15 protein-coding genes are annotated in these 19,759 nt (G+C 70.3%); 5 read left to right on the top strand and 10 right to left on the bottom strand.

The window, feature by feature from the left end; genetic code table 11:
* Window position 1: 1 nt before the first annotated feature.
* Together AC1ROW_RS01345 and AC1ROW_RS01340 are read left to right on the top strand one after the other, a co-directional pair.
* The gene (locus AC1ROW_RS01345) at window positions 2-580 is read left to right on the top strand and encodes a GNAT family N-acetyltransferase (protein WP_493017075.1); all 579 of its coding nucleotides are present in this window, start codon (window positions 2-4) and stop codon (window positions 578-580) included.
* 61 nt (window positions 581-641) lie between these two features.
* Entirely contained in the window at window positions 642-1,529 is an 888-nt protein-coding gene (locus AC1ROW_RS01340; RefSeq protein ID WP_493017074.1) for an EamA family transporter, read from the top strand.
* Between the two features lie 67 nt (window positions 1,530-1,596).
* Here AC1ROW_RS01340 and AC1ROW_RS01335 read toward each other — a convergent pair whose 3' ends face one another.
* The 3 genes from AC1ROW_RS01335 to AC1ROW_RS01325 are packed head-to-tail and all read right to left on the bottom strand — an operon-like array spanning window position 1,597 to window position 4,519.
* Window positions 1,597-2,493: an ABC transporter permease gene (locus tag AC1ROW_RS01335; RefSeq protein WP_493017073.1), complete on the bottom strand. Its 897-nt coding sequence runs from the start codon at window positions 2,491-2,493 to the stop codon at window positions 1,597-1,599.
* Window positions 2,480-3,418 carry an ABC transporter ATP-binding protein gene (locus tag AC1ROW_RS01330; protein WP_493017072.1) on the bottom strand — a complete coding sequence of 313 codons (939 nt, stop codon included), beginning with the start codon at window positions 3,416-3,418 and terminating at the stop codon, window positions 2,480-2,482. The genes AC1ROW_RS01335 and AC1ROW_RS01330 overlap by 14 nt, the downstream gene beginning before the upstream one ends.
* A 39-nt stretch (window positions 3,419-3,457) precedes the next feature.
* A complete protein-coding gene (locus AC1ROW_RS01325) occupies window positions 3,458-4,519 on the bottom strand; it encodes a LolA family protein (protein ID WP_493017071.1) in 1,062 nt (353 codons plus the stop codon).
* A gap of 325 nt (window positions 4,520-4,844) precedes the next feature.
* On the opposite strand from AC1ROW_RS01325, the gene AC1ROW_RS01320 reads away from it, so the two are divergent.
* Genes AC1ROW_RS01320 through AC1ROW_RS01310 form a run of 3 tightly spaced genes read left to right on the top strand, consistent with a single transcriptional unit; the run spans window position 4,845 to window position 8,060 of the window.
* On the top strand, window positions 4,845-6,827 hold the full coding sequence (locus tag AC1ROW_RS01320; RefSeq protein ID WP_493017070.1) for an alpha/beta hydrolase: 1,983 nt from the start codon (window positions 4,845-4,847) through the stop codon (window positions 6,825-6,827).
* Entirely contained in the window at window positions 6,824-7,399 is a 576-nt protein-coding gene (locus AC1ROW_RS01315; RefSeq protein ID WP_493017069.1) for a hypothetical protein, read from the top strand. The genes AC1ROW_RS01320 and AC1ROW_RS01315 overlap by 4 nt, the downstream gene beginning before the upstream one ends.
* Before the next feature lie 25 nt (window positions 7,400-7,424).
* Window positions 7,425-8,060, top strand: coding sequence for a hypothetical protein (locus AC1ROW_RS01310; protein ID WP_493017068.1), 636 nt, complete (start codon window positions 7,425-7,427; stop codon window positions 8,058-8,060).
* Window positions 8,061-8,165: 105 nt separating this feature from the next.
* Here AC1ROW_RS01310 and pyk read toward each other — a convergent pair whose 3' ends face one another.
* The 7 genes from pyk to trpC form a co-directional block, all read right to left on the bottom strand.
* Window positions 8,166-9,581, bottom strand: a complete 1,416-nt coding sequence (pyk, locus tag AC1ROW_RS01305) for a pyruvate kinase (RefSeq protein ID WP_493017067.1) — start codon at window positions 9,579-9,581, stop codon at window positions 8,166-8,168.
* 59 nt (window positions 9,582-9,640) lie between these two features.
* The gene (locus tag AC1ROW_RS01300) at window positions 9,641-11,098 is read right to left on the bottom strand and encodes a glutamate synthase subunit beta (protein ID WP_493017066.1); all 1,458 of its coding nucleotides are present in this window, start codon (window positions 11,096-11,098) and stop codon (window positions 9,641-9,643) included.
* Window positions 11,091-15,686 (bottom strand): glutamate synthase large subunit, encoded by a 4,596-nt coding sequence (gene gltB, locus AC1ROW_RS01295; RefSeq protein ID WP_493017065.1) that lies wholly within the window; start codon window positions 15,684-15,686, stop codon window positions 11,091-11,093. Before gltB ends, AC1ROW_RS01300 begins: the two co-directional genes overlap by 8 nt.
* Window positions 15,687-15,867: 181 nt before the next feature.
* Window positions 15,868-16,857, bottom strand: coding sequence for a prolipoprotein diacylglyceryl transferase (lgt, locus tag AC1ROW_RS01290; protein WP_493018341.1), 990 nt, complete (start codon window positions 16,855-16,857; stop codon window positions 15,868-15,870).
* Between the two features lie 124 nt (window positions 16,858-16,981).
* A complete protein-coding gene (gene trpA, locus AC1ROW_RS01285; RefSeq protein ID WP_493017064.1) occupies window positions 16,982-17,779 on the bottom strand; it encodes a tryptophan synthase subunit alpha in 798 nt (265 codons plus the stop codon).
* On the bottom strand, window positions 17,776-18,987 hold the full coding sequence (trpB, locus tag AC1ROW_RS01280; protein WP_493017063.1) for a tryptophan synthase subunit beta: 1,212 nt from the start codon (window positions 18,985-18,987) through the stop codon (window positions 17,776-17,778). Before trpB ends, trpA begins: the two co-directional genes overlap by 4 nt.
* Window positions 18,987-19,757 (bottom strand): indole-3-glycerol phosphate synthase TrpC, encoded by a 771-nt coding sequence (gene trpC / locus AC1ROW_RS01275; protein ID WP_493017062.1) that lies wholly within the window; start codon window positions 19,755-19,757, stop codon window positions 18,987-18,989. Before trpC ends, trpB begins: the two co-directional genes overlap by 1 nt.
* Window positions 19,758-19,759 lie beyond the last annotated feature (2 nt).

The following is a 19,759-nucleotide window of genomic DNA, read 5'->3' as shown; positions in this document are numbered from 1 at the left end:
CATGACGGACGAAGTGGTCACGGAATCGGTCGACGCGTCGACCTGGGACGAACTCCAGACCGTGTTCGGCACCAAGGGCGACCCGTCGTCGTGCTGGTGCCAGTGGTTCAAGCTCAGCCGCTCCGACTGGGACGCCGCAACACGCGAGGAGACGAAGGCGCTGCTGCACGAGCAGGTGCAGCAGGGCTCGCCGGGCGTCATCGCGCGCATCGGCGGTGAGCCGGTCGGCTGGGCGGCGGTGGAACCGTTCTCCGCGTATCCGGCGCTCGGCCGTTCGCCGATCACCCGGCGCCAGGAGGGCGACCCGCAGGATGTCTGGGCGGTCACCTGCTTCGTGGTCCGGATCGAGTACCGCAAGCGCGGCGTCGCCCGCGCGCTGCTGGCCGGCGCGCTCCAGCACGCCCGGGAGCGCGGTGCGACGGTCGTGGAGGGCTACCCGGTGGATCCGGAGGTCCGGCCGTCGCTGTCGGCCGCGGAGCGCTATCACGGCACCGTGTCGCTGTTCCGCGACGGCGGCTTCGAAGAGGTCCGCCGGCCGAGCGCGACCCGGGCGATCATGCGGAGGACGCTGACCGCCTGACGCGGACCGACGCGCGCGCGGACGAACGCCCGCGCGCCGGGCGGCAACTAAGCTCGGACGGGTGAGTTCGCAGCGCAACCGGGTCGTCGTCGGGGCCGGCACCCAGGTCGCCACCGAGGTCAGCATCAACTTCGGCTCCTCGGTCGCCGGGCTGCTGATCCCGATCGTCGGATCGCTCGTCGTCGTCGCCGTGCGCCAGGTGGTGACGGCCGTCTGCATCCTGCCGTTCTACCGCCCGAAGCGCGCCGAACTGACCTGGACCCGGCTGTGGCCGGCGCTCGCGCTCGGCGTGGTGCTGGCCGCGATGAACCTCAGCTTCTACGAGGCCGTCGGCCGGCTCGGCCTCGGGATCGCCGCGACCATCGAGTTCCTCGGTCCGTTCGCGCTCGCGCTGGCCGGCTCCCGGCGCCTGCTCGACGCGGCCTGCGCCGTCGCCGCGGCCGGCGGGGTCGTGCTGCTGACCGCGACGGAGGGCGCCATCGACCCGATCGGCGTCGTCCTCGCGCTGACCGCCGCGGCGTCCTGGGCGGCTTACATCCTGCTCACCCGCCGGGTGGCGATCCGGCTGCCAGGGCTGGAGGGCCTCAGCGTCGCGAGCGTCGTCGCGACGGTGCTCACCGTTCCCCTGGCGCTCGTCGTGGTCGATTACAGCCGCATCGACTGGCGGGTCGCCGGGCTGCTGCTGACCGCCGGCATCCTCTCCTCAGCGGTGCCGTACAGCCTGGACACGTTCATCCTGCGGCGGATCACCCCGCGCCTCTACGCAGTCATCACCGCGTTCGGGCCGGTGATCGCCACGATCTTCGGGGTCATCGTGCTCGGCGAGCGGTTCGCGTTCGTCCAGCTCGTCGGCATCGTCATTGTGTGCCTCGCGGCGGGCGTCACGATCGCGACGCAGCGCGACCACCCGCGCTCCGACCTCGAGTCCACGGCCGAGACCATCCCCTGACCGAACCATTTGCCAGAACACGCCGTCTCGCGCGCGCGTCAGGCGGCGTGTCCTGCCAGGACGTTGGCTAGGACAGGACGTCTTTGGTCAGGAAGCGGCCGACCGCGAGGGCGCCGAAGACAGCGACGTAGCCGGCCTGGAGCCAGAGGTTGGACACGAAGGAGTCCCAGACCAGTGGGGCGCGCAGGAAGTCGGCGAAGCCGAGCCAGTAGTGGCTGAACAGCCAGGGGTGGATGGCGTCGAGCTGCGGGAGCTGGTCCAGCACCTGCGACACCACGGCCAGTACCGCGGTCGCGGCCATCGCCCCGACCGGGACATCGGTCAGCGTGGACAGGAACAGCCCGATCGCGCACATCCCGAGCAGCGACACCACGATGTGGAGCGCGATGAGCAGCATCCGCACGGCCGCGTCGCCGATGGGGACGACCGCGCCCGACAGCAGCGTCACCGGCCCGATCGGGAACAGCAGAGCGCCGATCAGCGCACCCGCCAGGGCGACCGTCAGCGCCGCGGCGACGCAGAAGACGGCGCAGCCCGCGTACTTCACCGCGAGCAGCCGCAGCCGGCCGGCCGGGGCGATCACGAGGTAGCGGAGCGTCCCGTGGCTCGCCTCCCCCGCGATCGTGTCGCCCGCGACGACGCCGATGGTCAACGGCAGGAACAGCGGCACGCAGACCACGAGGGCCGTGAACGCGACGAACAGCCCGTTGCTGGTGATCTGGTCGAGGAACGCCGGACCCCTGCCGCGACCGGTCAGCCGGACGGCCACGGCGATCAGGATGGGCACGGCCGCCAGCGCGCCGAGCATCGCCCAGGTGCGCCAGCGCCGGAACATCACCGACAGCTCGGAGCCCAGCAGCGCCCAGCCCGCGGACGGCCGTGCGCGCCGCGCTCCGACCGACGCGACCGACCGATCGAGCGGCGTCGCCGCGGCCTCCACCGGCACCGCCTCACTGCTCGACATCGAAGCCCTCCCCCGTCAGCTCCACGAAGCGCTCCTCCAGACTGGACGACCGAACGGCGAAGCCGCGCAGCCGCACGCCCGCGCCGACCAGGCTCGCGGCGAGGTATTCCACCGCCGGCGCGCCCTCGGTGAGCGCCGCCTCCACGCCGTCGCCGCCGGTCTCCGGCGCGAGCCCGAACCGGGCGAGCACCGCGGCCGCCGTGGCACGATCCGGCGTGGTCACGCTCACGCGCGGCCCGGAGGCACTGCGCAGCTCATCGAGCGAGCCCTGCGCGACGAGGCGGCCCGTGCGCATGATCGCCGCGTGCGTGCAGATCTGCTCGATCTCCGCGAGCAGGTGGCTGGAGACGAAGACCGTCGTGCCTTCATCGGCGAGCGAGCGGACGAGGTTGCGCACCTCCCGCGTGCCCTGCGGGTCGAGCCCGTTGGTCGGCTCGTCCAGCACCAGGAGGTCGCGGTCGGTGAGCAGTGCGCCGGCGATCCCGAGGCGCTGCTTCATGCCGAGCGAGTAGGTGCGCACGTGCTTGCCCGCCGCGTGCGTGAGGCCGACGCGGTCGAGCGCGGCGGCGACGCGCTCCGAGCGGGTCGCGCCCGGCGCGTACCGGTCGGCCGTGTCGCGCCGGACGAGGTTCGCGGTCCCGGACAGGTAGGGCGCGAAGGCCGGACCCTCGACCAGTGCGCCGACGCGCGGCAGCACGGTCGCGCCGCGGTCGGGCATGGCCTCGCCGAGCAGGTCGATCGACCCGGCCGACGGCGAGATCAGCCCCAGCAGCATCCGGATGGTCGTGGTCTTGCCCGAGCCGTTCGGCCCGAGGAAGCCGAAGACCGACCCGCGCGGCACCGACAGGCTGATACCGTCCACGACGGCGCGTCCGCGGAAGCGCTTGGTCAGGCCGCTCGTCGCGATGGCGGCGGCGTCGCTCACCGCGCTGCGTCCGCTGAGCTGGCAGTCACCGGCGGTCGCTTACTGAGCGGCGGCCTGGAGCGCGGAGACCGGGACGGCGCCCGCGAGCAGCCGGCCGTCCGCCGTCACCAGGACGGACACCAGCGAAGTCGACAGCGCGCGACCTCCTGCGACCGACTGGGTCAGCTGCGCCACCAGCGGGTCGGACAGCGCCTGCGCCGGGACCGTGCCGGCCGGGAGGCTGACGATCGTCGCCCAGCCGGTGCCCGTGACCGTCGGCTTCGGCCGGTTGGTCGCTGCATTGTGGTGCTCGCCCGCCTTCGGCGCCTGCTCGGTGACCTTGGCGCCCTTCGGCGGGGTGAACGAGAACACGCTCGCGTCCGGCGCGCTCGGCGTGAAGTCCTTGAACCAGGCCTGGAACGCCGGCGAGGAGGCCCCGCGCGCCGTCACCTGGACCTGCAGCGGCAGGCCGGTCTGGCCGTCCACCGCGATGGCCACCGATCCCACCAGAGTGGCGTCGGTGCGCGGCGTCAGCACCAGGTCGTAGGCGTCACGGTTGGCGACCTTGGTGTTCGGGCCGAGGGTCACCTTCGTGGACGGGTCGACGGCCGCCAGGAACTTCTCGGCCAGCGCCTGCGGCGTGGTCGCCGTGGCGTCGGGCGTCGGGGTGGGCTCCGCTCCGCTCTTCTCGTGCGCCGGGACGGTCGCGTGGGTGACCGACTGGTTGCTCGACTGGTACAGCCAGAGGTCCGATCCGTTGCGGATGGCGTCGCGCTCGGCGAGCTGGTCGAGGAGCTGCACGCGCACCTTGGTCGGACCGTCGACGTACACCTTGGCGGAGTGGTCGCCCATCAGCAACGAGAGCGTGCTCGCGATGGAGCCGTCCGTGCTGGAGGACCCGCCTCCCGTCTTCGGGATGCTGGGCAGCCCCAGGTCGGAGGTCTGCTCGACGGTGCCGGAGAACGCCTTGGTGTCGCTCGACGCGACCAGCCGGAGCACATCCTCCGGCGACTTCACGGGCAGGTCCGCCGCACCCGCGGCGAGCGGGATCGCGATCGCGCCCGCGGCGATGGCGGCGGGGACGACGATGGCCGGGAGCCAGCGGATCAGGCGGTGCTTCATAGTCCCGAGGATACGCTCGGGACCCCGCCGCCGACCCTTCCGATTCGGTGGGAGAACCGGAAATCATCCCCAGGTATGACACGCGGGCGACAGATCTCCTCTCCCGCCTTCCGGCGGCACATTCGGATTGCCGTCTACAATTTCAGCACTGACGCGTGCAATGTAGGACTGCAGATAGGCTGAACTGCTATCAGCGCTCGTCGGGGACACGACGGCTGAGTCGGCAGTCTCCACGGGAACGCTCGGAGTTCGTGACAGACGCAGCGTCGGCTATCCCCCGTGAGGCGCCGTTGGAACGGCTGCGACAAAAGAAGGAAGGCGCATCGTGGGTTTGAGCTACGACTCGGGCGACTCGGAAAGCGTGAAGACCGCGTTGGAGGCCAACCTCACGGCCGCATCCACAGCGCTCGCCAAGCTGGAGAGCGCGTCGAAAAGGCTTCTCGCCGGCTTGGGCACCGGAGAGCTGTCCGGGAAAGGGTATTCCGCCGTCGATGCGTTGTTCGCGTGGGTCGTCGTGCCCTGTATCGCGCGGGCGAAGGGCGAGATCGACGCGATCCGGGGTGAACTCGACACGTATGTTCGGGAGGACGCGAAGGTCAGCCGATGGGGCGTTCTGAAAGAGGACGAGCTGACCACGCAGCTCGTCGCGACCACGACCCAGCGGGATGCCACCGAGCGTCTGATGGAGGCCAACAGCCGTGCTGCGGACTCCGCGGTGGCGGTGCCGGGCTTGAGCGAGTCGCTGCAGATGGCGAACACTCAGCTGGAACTGGTCTTGAACGAGCTGGAAAGGCAGATCCGCGACCTGGAAGACAGGTTGACGGCGCTCCAAGCCTTCGCAACCGCGACGCAGGGCCTGTTTCGCGACGGCTTGTCGAAACTGGACTCCGCCATCAGGGACACCGTCGCGCTCCTGGAGCAACTCGGCGGCGGTGTCGGGATCGCTGCTCCGACCGCACGGGCGAAAGCTCTCGTCTACCTGGCAGGCCTGGGGTCGTCCAAGGACTGGTCGACCGCGACGGCCGCCGAGTTGTCGTCGCTGCTGAACGACGTGTCCCCGTCGCAGATGAAGACGTTGCTGGCCGCCCACCCGGAGCTGCTTCAACGGTTCTGGGACCACCCGCCCGCGCCGGAGAAGACGGCTGCGTGGTGGAAGAAACTCGACGCGACGCAGCGCAAGGAGTGGGCGAAGGCGGTTCCGAGGCTCGTCGGCAACCTCGACGGCGTCCCGCCGCGGGTCCGCTCCGACGCGAACCGTGAATGCCTGAAGGCCGACCTCGCCGACGCGAAGAAACGCCTCAAAGACGCCAAGGCGGATCCCGAACTCGGCTCGCCATTCGAGGGGGTCCGTCGAAGCGCACTGAGTCGTCTGGCCGAGGCGCAGAAACTGGCCGACACGCTCTCGCGTATCGATATCGCTTACGGCAAGGGTCCGACCGATACCCCGCCGCACGAGTTGTATGTCTATCAACCCGGTGAACGCATCAAAGTCGCCATCAGCACCGGACTGCTGGAGACCGCCGACCACATCAGCGTCGTGGTTCCCGGAATGGGAACCACCGCCAACGACATCGGACAGTACGGCAAAGCCGCGGAAGACCTGCGACAACAACAGTCGAAGGCATCCGGTGTTCCGCGCGACAAGATCGCGGTGCTGTCCTGGCTGGACTACGACCCTCCCGGCAGCGTGGACGTGGTGGGGGTTATCCAGAATGATCTCGCCACAGCGGGCGCGGAACGGCTGGGGAACACGCTGCGCGGGTTGACCGCGGTGAAGGACTGGCCGGCGAACGCGGCCGGGCTCTCGGTCGTGGCGCACTCGTACGGGACCGACGTCGCCACGCTTGCCCTGACCCAGAAGGGAGTCACCGCTGGGCATGTCGTACTCCTCGGGTCCGCGGGCATTGCCGGAAGCGTCCCGACGGCGGCGGCGTTGCATGTGCCGGGCGGGGAGGTCTACGCGACCCAGGGCACACGGGACGGGTGGGCCAGGATCGGGCAGACCCTTTCCGGGCGCTTCGACCCCACCAGCCCGAGCTTCGGCGCGCACCCGTTCAGCGCGGAGGCCACGACGCTGGATGGTCTCGACCTGAAGGGGATCACAAAACACGGCCCGTTCGGTAACGGTCCGAAAACCCCCGACTCCTACAGCTACCTCGACAACCTCACCTCCGCACAGTACGCAACGGCGATGGCCACCATGGGACGCGGACAGGAGATCCCCACCGGCGGGACCCCGCAGGACCGATCGGCGGTGCCAAACCCGCAACCGCGCCCGAGCCCGACACCGTCGGGGGCACGACAATGAGCAGGACGATCACGGCCGCCCCCCGCACAATGCTGCGTGTTGTCGCACTGGCAGCACTGCTCGCCACGGGAGCGCTGACGGGTTGCGCAGCACAACCCAAGACCGCGAAGGAGATTCGAGAGATGGAAGACCAAGACAAAGCCGACCGCGCCGCGGTCGAACAGGAAATCCAGCGCCTCTACGACGAGGCCACAGCCCTGGTCGCGGATACCTGGTCGACCGCGCCCGACAGGAGCTGGCAGACCGGGTGCGGTGACTATACCGATGGCACCCCATCAGAGACCTGGAACATCTTCAACCAGTACTTCGGTCCGACCAAGTCAAGCCCGGAGGAGACGGCGGAGCGCGTTGCGAAGATGTGGACCGACTACGGGTTCCCGACGAAGGTCGTCGAGGACAACAAGATCTACCCGCCGCGGAAGGTGGTGTCGTACCCGCCATATCTGACCGGTGTTCGTGCAGACGGTTTGGCCATCGTGTTCACGATCGGTGAGAACTACGCCGACTTCCAGGGATACAGCCGGTGCGCTCCGGAGGACCCCGACGACCCACGGCTGCCGAAGAACTGGTGAACCTTCAGGCCAGTCGAGCACGGCGATGGCGACGATGGAGCGCATCCTGGACCGCACGCGACGCTACTCCGCCTGGAGGCGGACGATGATCACCCGACCACGGGGCGTGCACGGAGTGGTGCTACCCGTCGTGGTGCTGACCGCGCTGCTGCCCGTCGGCGCCCTCGGTGGGTGTGCGGCACAATCGATGACCGCGAAGGATATCCAGCAGGTGGAAGACCAAGACAGAGCCGACCGCGCCGCAGTCGAACAGGAAATCCAACGTCTCTACGACGAGGCGACCGCCCTGGTCGCCGACAAGTGGCCGACCGTGCCCGATAAGAGCTGGGGGAACGGGTGCGGGGATTATGCCGATGGCACCCCGTCCGAGAGTTGGAACATTTTCAACCAGTACTTCGGTCCGACGAAGTCCAGTCCGGAGGAGACCGCGGAGCGGGTTGCGCAGCTGTGGACCGAGCACGGGTTCCCGACGAAGGTGGTCGAGGACAATAGGATCTACCCGCCGCGGAAGGTGGTGTCGTACCCGCCGTATCTGACCGGTGTTCGTGCAGACGGCTTGGGGATCGTGTTCACGATCGGTGAGAACTACGCCGACTTCCGGGGATACAGCCAATGTGCTCCGATCGATCCCGACGACCCAGTGCTGCCGAAGAACTGGTGAAGGCCGGTGTGACTCACGCTCTCGCGGATTGAACCCCTACGCCCCCACGGGACTCGCGCCGGATACGCGGAAGGCCCCGCCTCAGCGGGGCCTTCCTCATCCGCCCTAGAGGACGTCGCCGACCTTGTGGACGCGGATGTCGTTGGTGGTTCCGGGGATCCCGGGAGGGGAGCCGGAGATGATGATGACCCTGTCGCCGTTCTCGGCGCGGCCCGTGGACTTCAGGGCCTCGTCCACCTGCGCGACCATCTGGTCGGTGTGGGTGACGCGGTCCACGACGAACGACTCGACGCCCCAGAACATCGACATCCGGCGGCGCACCGACTCCTCCGGCGTGAACGCCAGGATCGGGATCTTGTTGCGCAGGCGGGCCATCCGGCGGGCCGACTCGCCCGACTCGGTGAACACGCAGAGGTACTTGGCCTCCACGAAGTCCGCGACCTCCACCGCGGCGAGCGTGATCGCGCCCGACTGGGTGCGAGGACGCGTGCCGAGCGGCTGGATGCGGTCCAGGCCGTGCTCCTCGGTCGAGGTGACGATGCGCGCCATGGTGGCCACGGTGATCGCCGGGTACTCGCCGACGCTCGTCTCGCCCGAGAGCATCACCGCGTCGGCGCCGTCGAGGACGGCGTTGGCGACGTCGGAGGTCTCTGCGCGGGTCGGGACCGGGCTGGAGATCATCGACTCGAGCATCTGGGTGGCCACGATGACCGGCTTGGCGGCGCGGCGGGCCAGCTCGACCGCGCGCTTCTGCACGATCGGGACGGCCTCCAGCGGGAGCTCCACGCCGAGGTCGCCGCGGGCGACCATGATGGCGTCGAACGCCTCGATGATCTCCTCGAGCGCCTCGACGGCCTGCGGCTTCTCGATCTTGGCGACGACGGGGACCTTGCGGCCCTCCTCCGCCATGATCTCGTGCACGCGCTCGATGTCCTTGGCGTTGCGCACGAACGACAGCGCGATGATGTCGGCGCCGAGCTTGAGGCCCCAGCGCAGGTCGGCCTCGTCCTTCTCGGACAGCGCGGGCACGTTGACCGCGACGCCGGGGAGGTTGATGCCCTTGTTGTTGGAGACCGGGCCGGCGACGACGACCTCGGTGGTCACGACGTTCCCCTCGACCTCGATGACGCGCACGCGCACCTTGCCGTCGTCGATCAGGAGGTAGTCGCCCGGCTTCACGTCATTGGGCAGCCCCTTGAACGTGGTCGAGGAGATCTCCTTGGTGCCGATGATGTCGTCGGTGGTGATCTTGAAGATGTCACCCTGCCCGAGGTCGTAGGGGCCCGCCTCGAACTTGCCGAGACGGATCTTCGGACCCTGGAGGTCGACGAGGACCGCGACCGGCTTCCCCGCGTCGTCGGCGGCCTTGCGCACGTTGGCGTAGACCCCCTCGTGCACGTCGTAGCTGCCGTGGCTCAGATTCATCCGAGCGACGTCGACGCCCGCATCGATGATCGCGCGGATGTTGTCGTAGCTGGAGGTCGCCGGACCGAGGGTCGCGACGATTTTCGCCCTTCTCATGGGTTCTTAGTGCTCCGTGATTCTCGCACCGTGGCGGCGCGTTCTCGTGGTGGAGGGGATCAGACGAGGATGCCCCGGTCGGTGGGTCGGACCGGGGACGGCAACTCCGTCTCCCCTTCAAGATACCGGTCGACGGCGGCTGCCGCTGCCCGGCCCTCTGCGATGGCCCACACGATGAGCGACTGGCCGCGGCCCGCGTCGCCGGCGACGAAGACGCCGGCCTCGCTGGTCTGGTAGTCGCCGTCGCGGGCCACATTCCCCCGGGCGTCGAACGGGAGGCCGAGCTGGGAGCCCAGGTCCTCCTGCTCCGGACCGGTGAAGCCGAGCGCCAGGAGGACGAGGTCCGCGGGGATCTCGCGCTCGGTCCCGGCCTTCGGCACGCGTCGGCCGTCGAGGTACTCGGTCTCCGCGACGCGGAGGGCCCTGACCTCGCCGAACTCGTTGGCGAGGAACTCGACGGTGGAGGCGAGGTACTCGCGCGCACCGCCCTCCTCGTGGGCGCTCTGCACTTCGAACAGCGTCGGAGTCATCGGCCACGGCTGGTGCGCGGGGCGCTCCGCCGGCGGCTGCTTGCCGATCGCGAGGTTGGTCACGCTGGCCGCACCCTGGCGGTGCGCGGTGCCGATGCAGTCGGCTCCGGTGTCGCCGCCGCCGAGCACGATGACGTGCTTGCCGTCCGCCGTGATCTGGTCGGCGACCTGGTCTCCGGCGCCGGCCTTGTTCTGCTGGACCAGGTACTCCATCGCGAAGTGCACGCCCGCGAGGTCGCGTCCGGGGATCGGGAGGTCGCGCGGGACCATCGCACCGGTGGCGACCACGACCGCGTCGTAGCGCGCCCGCAGGTCGTCCCAGGCGATGTCGACGCCGATGTTCACACCGGCGCGGAACCGGGTTCCCTCGGCCATCATCTGGTTCAGTCGCGCCTCGAGGTGCTTCTTCTCCATCTTGAAGTCCGGGATGCCGTAGCGCAGCAGGCCGCCGATCCGGTCGTCCCGCTCGTACACGGCGACCGTGTGGCCGGCGCGGGTGAGCTGCTGCGCGGCGGCGAGGCCGGCGGGACCGGAGCCGACGACCGCGACGGTCTTGCCGGTGAGGCGCTCCGGCGGGTGCGGCTGCACCCAGCCGTTCTGCCAGGCCTGGTCGATGATCGACACCTCGACCTGCTTGATCGTGACGGCGGGCTGGTTGATGCCGAGTACGCACGACGACTCGCAGGGCGCGGGGCAGAGCCGGCCGGTGAACTCCGGGAAGTTGTTGGTCGCGTGCAGGCGCTCGATGGCCTGGCGGCCCTCCCCGCGCCACATCAGGTCGTTCCACTCCGGGATGAGGTTCCCGAGCGGGCAGCCCTGGTGGCAGAACGGGATGCCGCAGTCCATGCAGCGGCCGGCCTGACGGCGCAGCTGCGCCGGGTCGCCGGCCTCGTAGACCTCTTTCCAGTCCATCAGCCGGACGGAGACGGGACGGCGCTTCGGCAGCTCCCGCTCGGTCGTCTTCAGAAAGCCTTTGGGGTCAGCCACCTGTCACCTCCAAGATCCGGTTCCACACAATGTCGCCGTCGGGGTCGAGTCCCTCGTCGACGGCCTCCTGACGCATCTGCAGCACGGCCGCGTAGTCGCGCGGCAGCACCTTGACGAACTTCGCCACTGTGGCGTCGAAGTCCGCGAGCATCCGCTCGGCGAGGGCCGAGCCGGTCTCGGCGCGGTGCTTCTCGAGCAGGTCCCGCACGATCTCGATGTCGGCGCTGCCGAGCGGCAGCAGCTCCAGCTCGCCGGTGGCCAGCGCGTCGCGGTTGACGCGCTCGCGCTTCAGGTCGTACACGTACGCCGTGCCGCCGGACATTCCCGCGCCCAGGTTGCGGCCGGTGCCGCCCAGGATGACCGCGAGGCCGCCGGTCATGTACTCCAGCGCGTGGTCGCCCACGCCCTCCACGACCGCGGTCGCGCCCGAGTTGCGGACCAGGAAGCGCTCGCCCACGATGCCGCGGATGAACATGCTGCCCTGCGTCGCGCCGTAGCCGATCACGTTGCCCGCGATGACGTTGCGCTCGGCCGGGAAGACGCTGCCCTGCGGCGGGCGGACGACGATCTGGCCGCCGGAGAGGCCCTTGCCGACGTAGTCGTTGGAGTCGCCCTCCAGCCGCAGCGTGATGCCCGCGGGGAGGAACGCGCCAAGCGACTGGCCGGCGGAGCCCGTCAGCGTGATGTCGATGGTGCCGGTCGGCAGTCCGTTCTCGCCGTGCCGGGCGGTGACCTCGTGACCGAGCATGGTGCCGACGGCGCGCTCGGTGTTGCGGATCGGCAGCGAGAGCGACAGCGACGCGCCCTCGGAGCCCGGGTGCGCGGACACGAGCACGTCGTGCGCGGCCTGGATGAGCTGGTTGTCGAAGTGCTCGTCCAGCTCGTGGTCCTGGGCGCGGCCGTTCTTGCGCGGCGCGGACTCCGGGAACTCCGGCCCGCGGAGGATCGGCGTCAGGTCCATGCCGGACGCCTTCCAGTGCTCGATCGCGCGGTCGGCATCGAGCAGCTCGGCGTGGCCGATCGCCTCGTCCAGGCTGCGGAAACCGAGCTCGGCGAGGTACTCGCGCACCTCCTGGGCGATGAACTCGAAGAAGTTGACGACGAACTCCGGCTTGCCCGAGAACCGCGACCGCAGCTCCGGGTTCTGCGTGGCGACGCCGACCGGGCAGGTGTCCAGGTGGCAGACGCGCATCATGACGCAGCCGGACACGACCAGCGGCGCGGTCGCGAAGCCGAACTCCTCGGCCCCGAGCAGCGCGCCGACGATGACGTCGCGGCCGGTCTTGAGCTGGCCGTCCACCTGCACCACGACGCGCTCGCGCATGCCGTTGAGCATGAGCGTCTGCTGCGTCTCCGCCAGGCCCAGCTCCCACGGCGTGCCCGCGTGCTTGAGCGAGTTGACCGGGGACGCGCCCGTGCCGCCGTCGTGGCCGGAGACCAGGATGACGTCGGCCAGCGCCTTCGCCGTCCCTGCTGCGACCGCGCCGATGCCGGACTCGCTCACCAGCTTGACGTGCACGCGGGCGTTCGGGTTCGCGCGCTTCAGGTCGAAGATGAGCTGCTTGAGGTCCTCGATCGAGTAGATGTCGTGGTGCGGGGGCGGCGAGATCAGCCCGACGCCCGCGGTGGCGTGCCGGGTGCGCGCGACCCAGGGGTAGACCTTGGTCGGCGGCAGCTGGCCGCCCTCGCCGGGCTTGGCGCCCTGCGCGAGCTTGATCTGGATGTCGTCCGCGTGAGTCAGGTACATCGACGTGACGCCGAACCGGCCGGAGGCGACCTGCTTGATCGCACTGCGGCGCTCCGGGTCGAGCAAGCGGTCGAGGTCCTCGCCGCCCTCGCCGGTGTTCGACTTCGCGCCGAGGCGGTTCATCGCGATGGCGAGGGTCTCGTGCGCCTCCTTGGAGATGGAGCCGTAGCTCATCGCCCCGGTGGAGAAGCGCTTGACGATGGACTCGACGGGCTCGACCTCGTCGATCGGGACCGCGGGACGCTCGCCGGTGCGCAGCGTGAACATGCCGCGCAGCGTCATCAGCGACTCGGCCTGGTCGTCCACGAGCTTGGTGTACTCGCGGAAGACGTCGTACCGCCGGGTGCGCGTGGAGTGCTGCAGGCGGAACACCGTCTCCGGGTTGAAGAGGTGCGGCGAGCCGTCCCGGCGCCACTGGTACTCGCCGCCGGTCTGCAGCCGCTCGTGCGCGAGGATCGCGCCCTCCGGCGGGTAGGCGGCGGTGTGGCGCGCCAGGTTCTCCGCCGCGATGACGTCGATGCCGACGCCGCCGAGCTTGCTGGTGGTGCCGGTGAAGTACTGGTCCACGAACTCCTGGCTGAGGCCGACGGCCTCGAACGCCTGGGCTCCCGCGTAGGACGAGACGGTGGAGATGCCCATCTTCGACATGATCTTCAGCACGCCCTTGCCGAGCGCCTTGATCACGTTCTTGACGGCCTTCTCGGGCGTGACGTTGGTGATCATCCCGCTGCGGACGAGCTCCTCGCAGGTCTCCATCGCCAGGTAGGGGTTGATCGCCGAGGCGCCGTAGCCGATCAGGAGCGCGACATGGTGCACCTCGCGGACGTCGCCCGCCTCCACGATCAGACCGCACTTCATGCGGTTCTCGGCGCGGATCAGGTGGTGGTGCACGGCCGCGAGCATGAGCAGCGACGGGATGGGCGCGAGGTCCTTGGTGGAGTCGCGGTCGCTCAGCACGATGAACTGGGCGCCGGCCTCGATGGCCTCGTCCACCTCGTCGCACATCTCGGCGAGCCGCGCCTGCATGGCGTCCGGCCCGGCGTCCGAGCGATAGAGGCCGCGGAGCGTCGTGGTGAGGCGGCTGCCCGGGCGCGGGTCGATGTGCTGGATCTTGGCCAGCTCGTCGTTGTCGATCACCGGGAAGTCGAGGACGACCTGGCGGGCGTGCTCCGGGCCGGCGCTCAGCAGGTTGCGCTCCGGGCCGAGGCCGAGGGCCAGGGAGGTCACGACCTCCTCGCGGATGGAGTCGAGCGGCGGGTTGGTGACCTGCGCGAACTGCTGCGTGAAGTAGTCGAACAGGAGCCGGGGGCGCTCGGAGAGCACAGCGACCGGAGTGTCCGACCCCATCGCGCCCAGCGGCTCCGCGCCCGTCGTCGCCATCGGCTTCAGCAGGACGCGCACCTCCTCCTCGGTGTAACCGAAGGTGCGCTGGCGGCGCGTGACGGAGGCCGGCGTGTGCACGATGTGCTCGCGCTCCGGCAGGTCCTTGAGGTTGATCCGGCCCTCGGCCAGCCACTCGCCGTAGGGCGCGCCCGCCGCGAGCTCGGACTTGATCTCGTCGTCCTCGATCAGGCGCCCGGCGACGGTGTCGACCAGGAACATCCGGCCGGGGCGCAGCCGGCCCTTGCGCACCACGCGGCTCGGCTCGATGTCGAGCACGCCGATCTCGGACGCGAGCACCACCAGGCCGTCGTTGGTGACGACGTACCGGCCGGGGCGGAGGCCGTTGCGGTCGAGGGTCGCGCCGACGAGCGAGCCGTCGGTGAAGACGATCGCCGCCGGGCCGTCCCACGGCTCCATGAGCATCGAGTGGTACTCGTAGAAGTCGCGGCGGACCGGGTCGATCTCGGTCTGGTTCTCCCAGGCCTCCGGCACCATCATCATGACGGCGTGCGGCAGCGAGCGGCCGGTGAGCGAGATGAGCTCCACCACCTCGTCGAACGACGCCGAGTCGGAGGCGCCGGGGGTGACGATCGGCAGCACCGGCGAGAGGTCGCCGAGCAGCTCGCTCTCCAGCTGCGACTGACGGGCGCGCATCCAGTTGCGGTTCCCCGAGACCGTGTTGATCTCGCCGTTGTGCGCGATCATCCGGAACGGCTGCGCGAGTGGCCAGGACGGGAAGGTGTTGGTCGAGTAGCGCGAGTGCACCAGGGCCAGCTTGGACGCGAAGCGCTGGTCGGAGAGGTCCGGGTAGAACGGCTCGAGCTGCAGCGTCGTGACCATGCCCTTGTAGACCATGGTGCGGCTGGACAGCGACGAGAAGTACAGGTCGAGCTCGCGCTCGGCGCGCTTGCGCAGGAAGAACGTCAGGCGGTCCAGCGCGATGCCGGCGACCGGCTCCCCGCGCTCGTCCGTGCGGGTGCTCGACACGAAAAGCTGCTCGATGACCGGCATGGCGTCGCGCGCCAGCGTGCCGAGCTCCTCCGGGCGCACAGGGACCGGGCGCCAGCCCAGCACCGTGAGATCGTGCTCGGTCGCAATGGCCTCGACCGCCGTCTTGACGGCCTCACGGCTCTCCGCGTCCGTCGGCAGGAACGCGTTGCCGACGGCATAGCGGCCGGCGCTGGGCAGCTCCAGGCCGGACACGGCGCGCAGGAACGCGTCGGGCACCTGCGTGATGATGCCCGCGCCGTCGCCGGTGCCGGCGTCGGAGCCGACCGCGCCGCGGTGCTCCAGGTGGCGCAGCGCCTCGAGGGCGGCGTCGATGATGTCGTGACCGGCGGTGCCGCGGAGCGTGGCGACCATGGCGAGGCCGCACGCGTCCTTCTCGGCGGCAGGGTCGTAGAGACCTTGCTTACCGGGAACCGTGCTGAACCGGGAGTGGGGAGGCGTGACCGCCATATTTCGACCGTCCTCACAGTGTCGTGGATGTGGGGATTGGAGTGCGGGGACGCCTTCGGCCCGATGCTGGGAGGTTCCGCCGCAACTGCGCCGGGCTTGTGTGCGGCCCGGGGGTCGGTGCGGTCAGGTAGTGCGTGCGGGATCAGCCTCTACGGGGTGGGTGGTTCTGAGCCGGCGGAGGTCATCCGCGCGACGGGCTTGTGGCCTTGGCTCCGGCGGACGCGGTGGGTTCTCCGTCGCCATCGACGAAGGCCTCGTCGTCCGAGTCCGTGTCGTCAGAGTCTACCTCAGCATCGGGGCGAACCCATTCACGGCCCGGTCGGTAGACGCTCGGCTCGAGTCCGGGGTGCCGGCGGGACTGCACGATGAAGATCACGACGCCGAGCACGACGGCCAGGAACGCGGCCCAGACGTTGCTCGGGATGCCGAGGAAGGAGAACTCGCTCGGGTCGATGCGGATGGACTCCAGGTAGGAGCGGCCGACGCCGTACCAGATCAGGTAGACGGCGAGCGTCTTGCCCCACTGCAGGCGGAACTTCCGCTCCAGGAACAGGATGACGGCGACGCCGATGACGTTCCAGATGATCTCGTACAGGAACAGCGGCTGGAACAGCGTGTTGTCCGGCAGCCCGACCGGGATCGCCTTGTTGCCCGCGTCGATCTGCAGGCCCCACGGCAGGTTGGTCGGCAGGCCGAACAGCTCCTGGTTGAAGTAGTTGCCGAGGCGGCCGATCGCCTGGGCGAGCAGCAGCGCGGGCGCCAGGGCGTCCGCGACGCTCCAGAACCGCAGGCCGCTGATGCGGCAGGCGATCCAGACACCGACGGCGCCGCCGATCAGCGAGCCGAAGATGGCGTTGCCGCCCTCCCAGATCGCGAACACGTTGAACAGGTTCGCGCCGGGGTAGAAGTAGTCGGACGGGTGCGTGAACACGTGGTAGAGCCGCGCGCCGATGATGCCGAGCACGACCGCCCAGAGCAGGATGTCGAGGATGACGCCCGGCTCGGCCCCGCGCTTGGTGAGGCGGCGGGAGGTCCAGAGGGCGGCGACCACGATGCCGATCAGGATCATGATCGCGTAGGTCTGGATGCGCCAGTGCAGCCCGAAGATGTCGATCGGGATCTGCTGCCACTCGGGTCCCGGGCTCGGGATGCTGGCGACCCAGCTGCTCATCGTCGCGATCACGCGATGACTACCTTTCGTATCCGATGGAGTCCGGCGCCGAGCGGCGCACGGCCTCCAGTCTAAGTGTTGGTCGGGTGTGCCGCCGACGCGGCCGGGTCAGCCCGAAGCGCGGTCAGGCCGTCGCGCCCTGGCGCACCGTGCCGCGGGCGAGCTCCGCGGCGACCCGTCCGGCCTCCGCGACTCCTCCGTCGGCCAGCGCCTTCACGAGGGCCGAGCCCACGATCGCGCCGTCGGCGTACTCGAGCACCTCGGCGACCTGCGCCGCGCTGGAGATGCCGAGGCCGACGCACGTGCTGGTGGCCCCGGCGTCGCGCAGCCGGCCGACCAGCGTGCGCGCCGCGGCGTCGACGTCGGTGCGCGCGCCGGTGATACCCATCGTGGAGACGGCGTAGACGAAGCCGCGGCTGTGCTCGACGGTCGAGCGCAGGCGCGCGTCCGTCGAGGACGGCGCGGCGAGGAAGACACGGTCGAGCCCGGCGCGCTCGGAGGCGGCCAGCCAGGCCGCGCCCTCGTCGGGGATCAGGTCGGGCGTGATGAGGCCGGCGCCGCCCGCGGCGGCCAGGTCGTCCGCGAACCGGTCGACGCCGTACTGCAGCACCGGGTTCCAGTAGGTCATCACCAGGACCGGCACGTCCACGCGCTGCGTGATCTCGCGCACGGCGGTGAAACCGTCGCGCAGCCGGAACCCGTTGGAGAGCGCCTGCTGGGTCGCCGCCTGGATGACCGCGCCGTCCATGACGGGGTCGGAGTACGGCAGGCCCAGCTCGATCACGTCGACGCCGTTCTCCGCCAGCGCCACCGCCGCGTCGACGCTGGTCTGCAGGTCGGGGAAGCCGGCCGGAAGGTAGCCGATCAGGGCCCCTGCCGCCTCGGCGTTGCGGCGGGCGATGGTGTCTGCCACGCGGCTCACGACTGCACGGCTCCTTCGTCGATCAGGCCGAAGTAGCGTCCGGCGGTCTCCATGTCCTTGTCGCCGCGGCCGCTGAGGTTCACCAGCACGATGCCGTCCGGGCCCAGCTGCTTGCCGAGCTCCAGGGCGCCGGCCAGCGCGTGGGCGGACTCGATGGCCGGGATGATGCCCTCGGTGCGGCTGAGCAGGCGCAGGGCCGCCATGGCGTCGGCGTCGCTCACCGGGCGGTACTCGGCGCGGCCGATCGAGGCCAGCCACGAGTGCTCCGGACCGACGCCCGGGTAATCGAGTCCGGCGGAGATCGAGTGCGACTCGATGGTCTGGCCGTCCTCGTCCTGCAGCAGCATACTGCGCGCGCCGTGCAGGACGCCGGGCCGGCCCTTGGTGATGGTCGCGGCGTGCCGCGGAGTCTCAGCGCCCTCGCCGCCGGCCTCGAAGCCGACCAGGCGCACGTCCTCGTCGTCCAGGAACGCGTGGAAGATGCCCATCGCGTTCGAGCCGCCGCCGACGCACGCCGCGACGGCGTCGGGCAGGCGGCCGGTCAGCGCGAGCACCTGCTCGCGGGCCTCCTCGCCGATGATCTTCTGGAGGTCGCGCACCATCTCGGGGAACGGGTGCGGGCCCGCCACCGTGCCGAAGATGTAGTTGGTGTTCTCGACATTGGTGACCCAGTCGCGCATCGCGTCGTTGATCGCGTCCTTGAGGGTGCGCGAGCCGGTCTTGACCGCGACGACCTCCGCGCCGAGCAGGCGCATGCGGGCGACGTTCAGCGCCTGGCGCTCGGTGTCGACCTCGCCCATGTAGATGGTGCACTCGAGACCGAACAGCGCCGCGGCGGTCGCGGTGGCGACGCCGTGCTGGCCGGCGCCGGTCTCGGCGATCACGCGGGTCTTGCCGATCCGCTTGGTGAGGATGGCCTGGCCGAGCACGTTGTTGATCTTGTGCGAGCCGGTGTGGTTGAGGTCCTCGCGCTTGAGGATGACGCGCGCTCCGCCCGCGTGCGCGGCGAAGCGCGGCACCTCGGTGATGATGCTCGGCCGGCCGGTGTAGCTGCGGTGCAGCTCGTCCAGCTCGGCGTGGAACGCGGGGTCGGCCTTCGCCGCCTCCCACGCCACGGTGAGCTCGTCGAGGGCGGCGACGAGGGACTCGGGCACGAAGCGCCCGCCGAACTCGCCGAAGTAGGGTCCGTGTTCAGAACGAAGGGACATCAGGCTCCAAGGAACTGGCCGAGCGTGGCGATGGGATCGCTCGTGACGAGCGCCTCGCCGACGAGCACGACATCCGCGCCCGCCGCCCGGTAGTGCGCGACGTCGGCGGCCGACTTCACGGCCGACTCCGCCACGCGGATGACGCCGGACGGGTACCGGTCGGCCAGGCGGCCGAACAGGTCAGGGTCCAGCTCGAACGTCGAGAGGTTGCGCGCGTTGACGCCCACCAGCTTCGCGCCGGTGTCGAACGCGCGGCTCAACTCGTCCTCGGTGTGCGCCTCCACCAGCGCGGTCATCCCGAGGTCGGTGATCAGGTCGTGCAGCTCCACGAGCCGCTGCTGGTCCAGCGCGGCGACGATGAGCAGCACGAGGTCGGCCCCGGCGGCCCGTGCCTCGAGCACCTGGTAGGGCTCGGCGACGAACTCCTTGCGGAGCACCGGGAGGGAGACGGCGGCGCGGACCGCCTCGAGGTCGGCCAGCGACCCCTTGAAACGGCGCTCCTCGGTGAGGACGCTGATCGCGCTCGCTCCCCCGCGCTCGTACAGGGCGGCGAGTGCGGCCGGGTCGGGGATCTCGGCGAGGTGGCCGCGCGACGGGCTCGCGCGCTTGACCTCGGCGATGATCTTGACCCGCCCGTTGGGCGCGAGCGCCTCGAGCGCGTCGACGGCGGGCTCACGCGCGGCGGCCGCGGCCTCCACGACCGCGTACGGTCGCTCGGCGCGTCGCCGCTCCGCGTCCTCCAGCGCGCCGGCGACGAGGTCGGCGAGCACGG

It is taken from the genome of Leifsonia sp. GW821-FHT13C09, assembly GCF_058806435.1.
The sequence above is the reverse complement of the archived record's forward strand: the minus strand, read 5'-3'. Positions and strand labels throughout refer to the sequence as shown.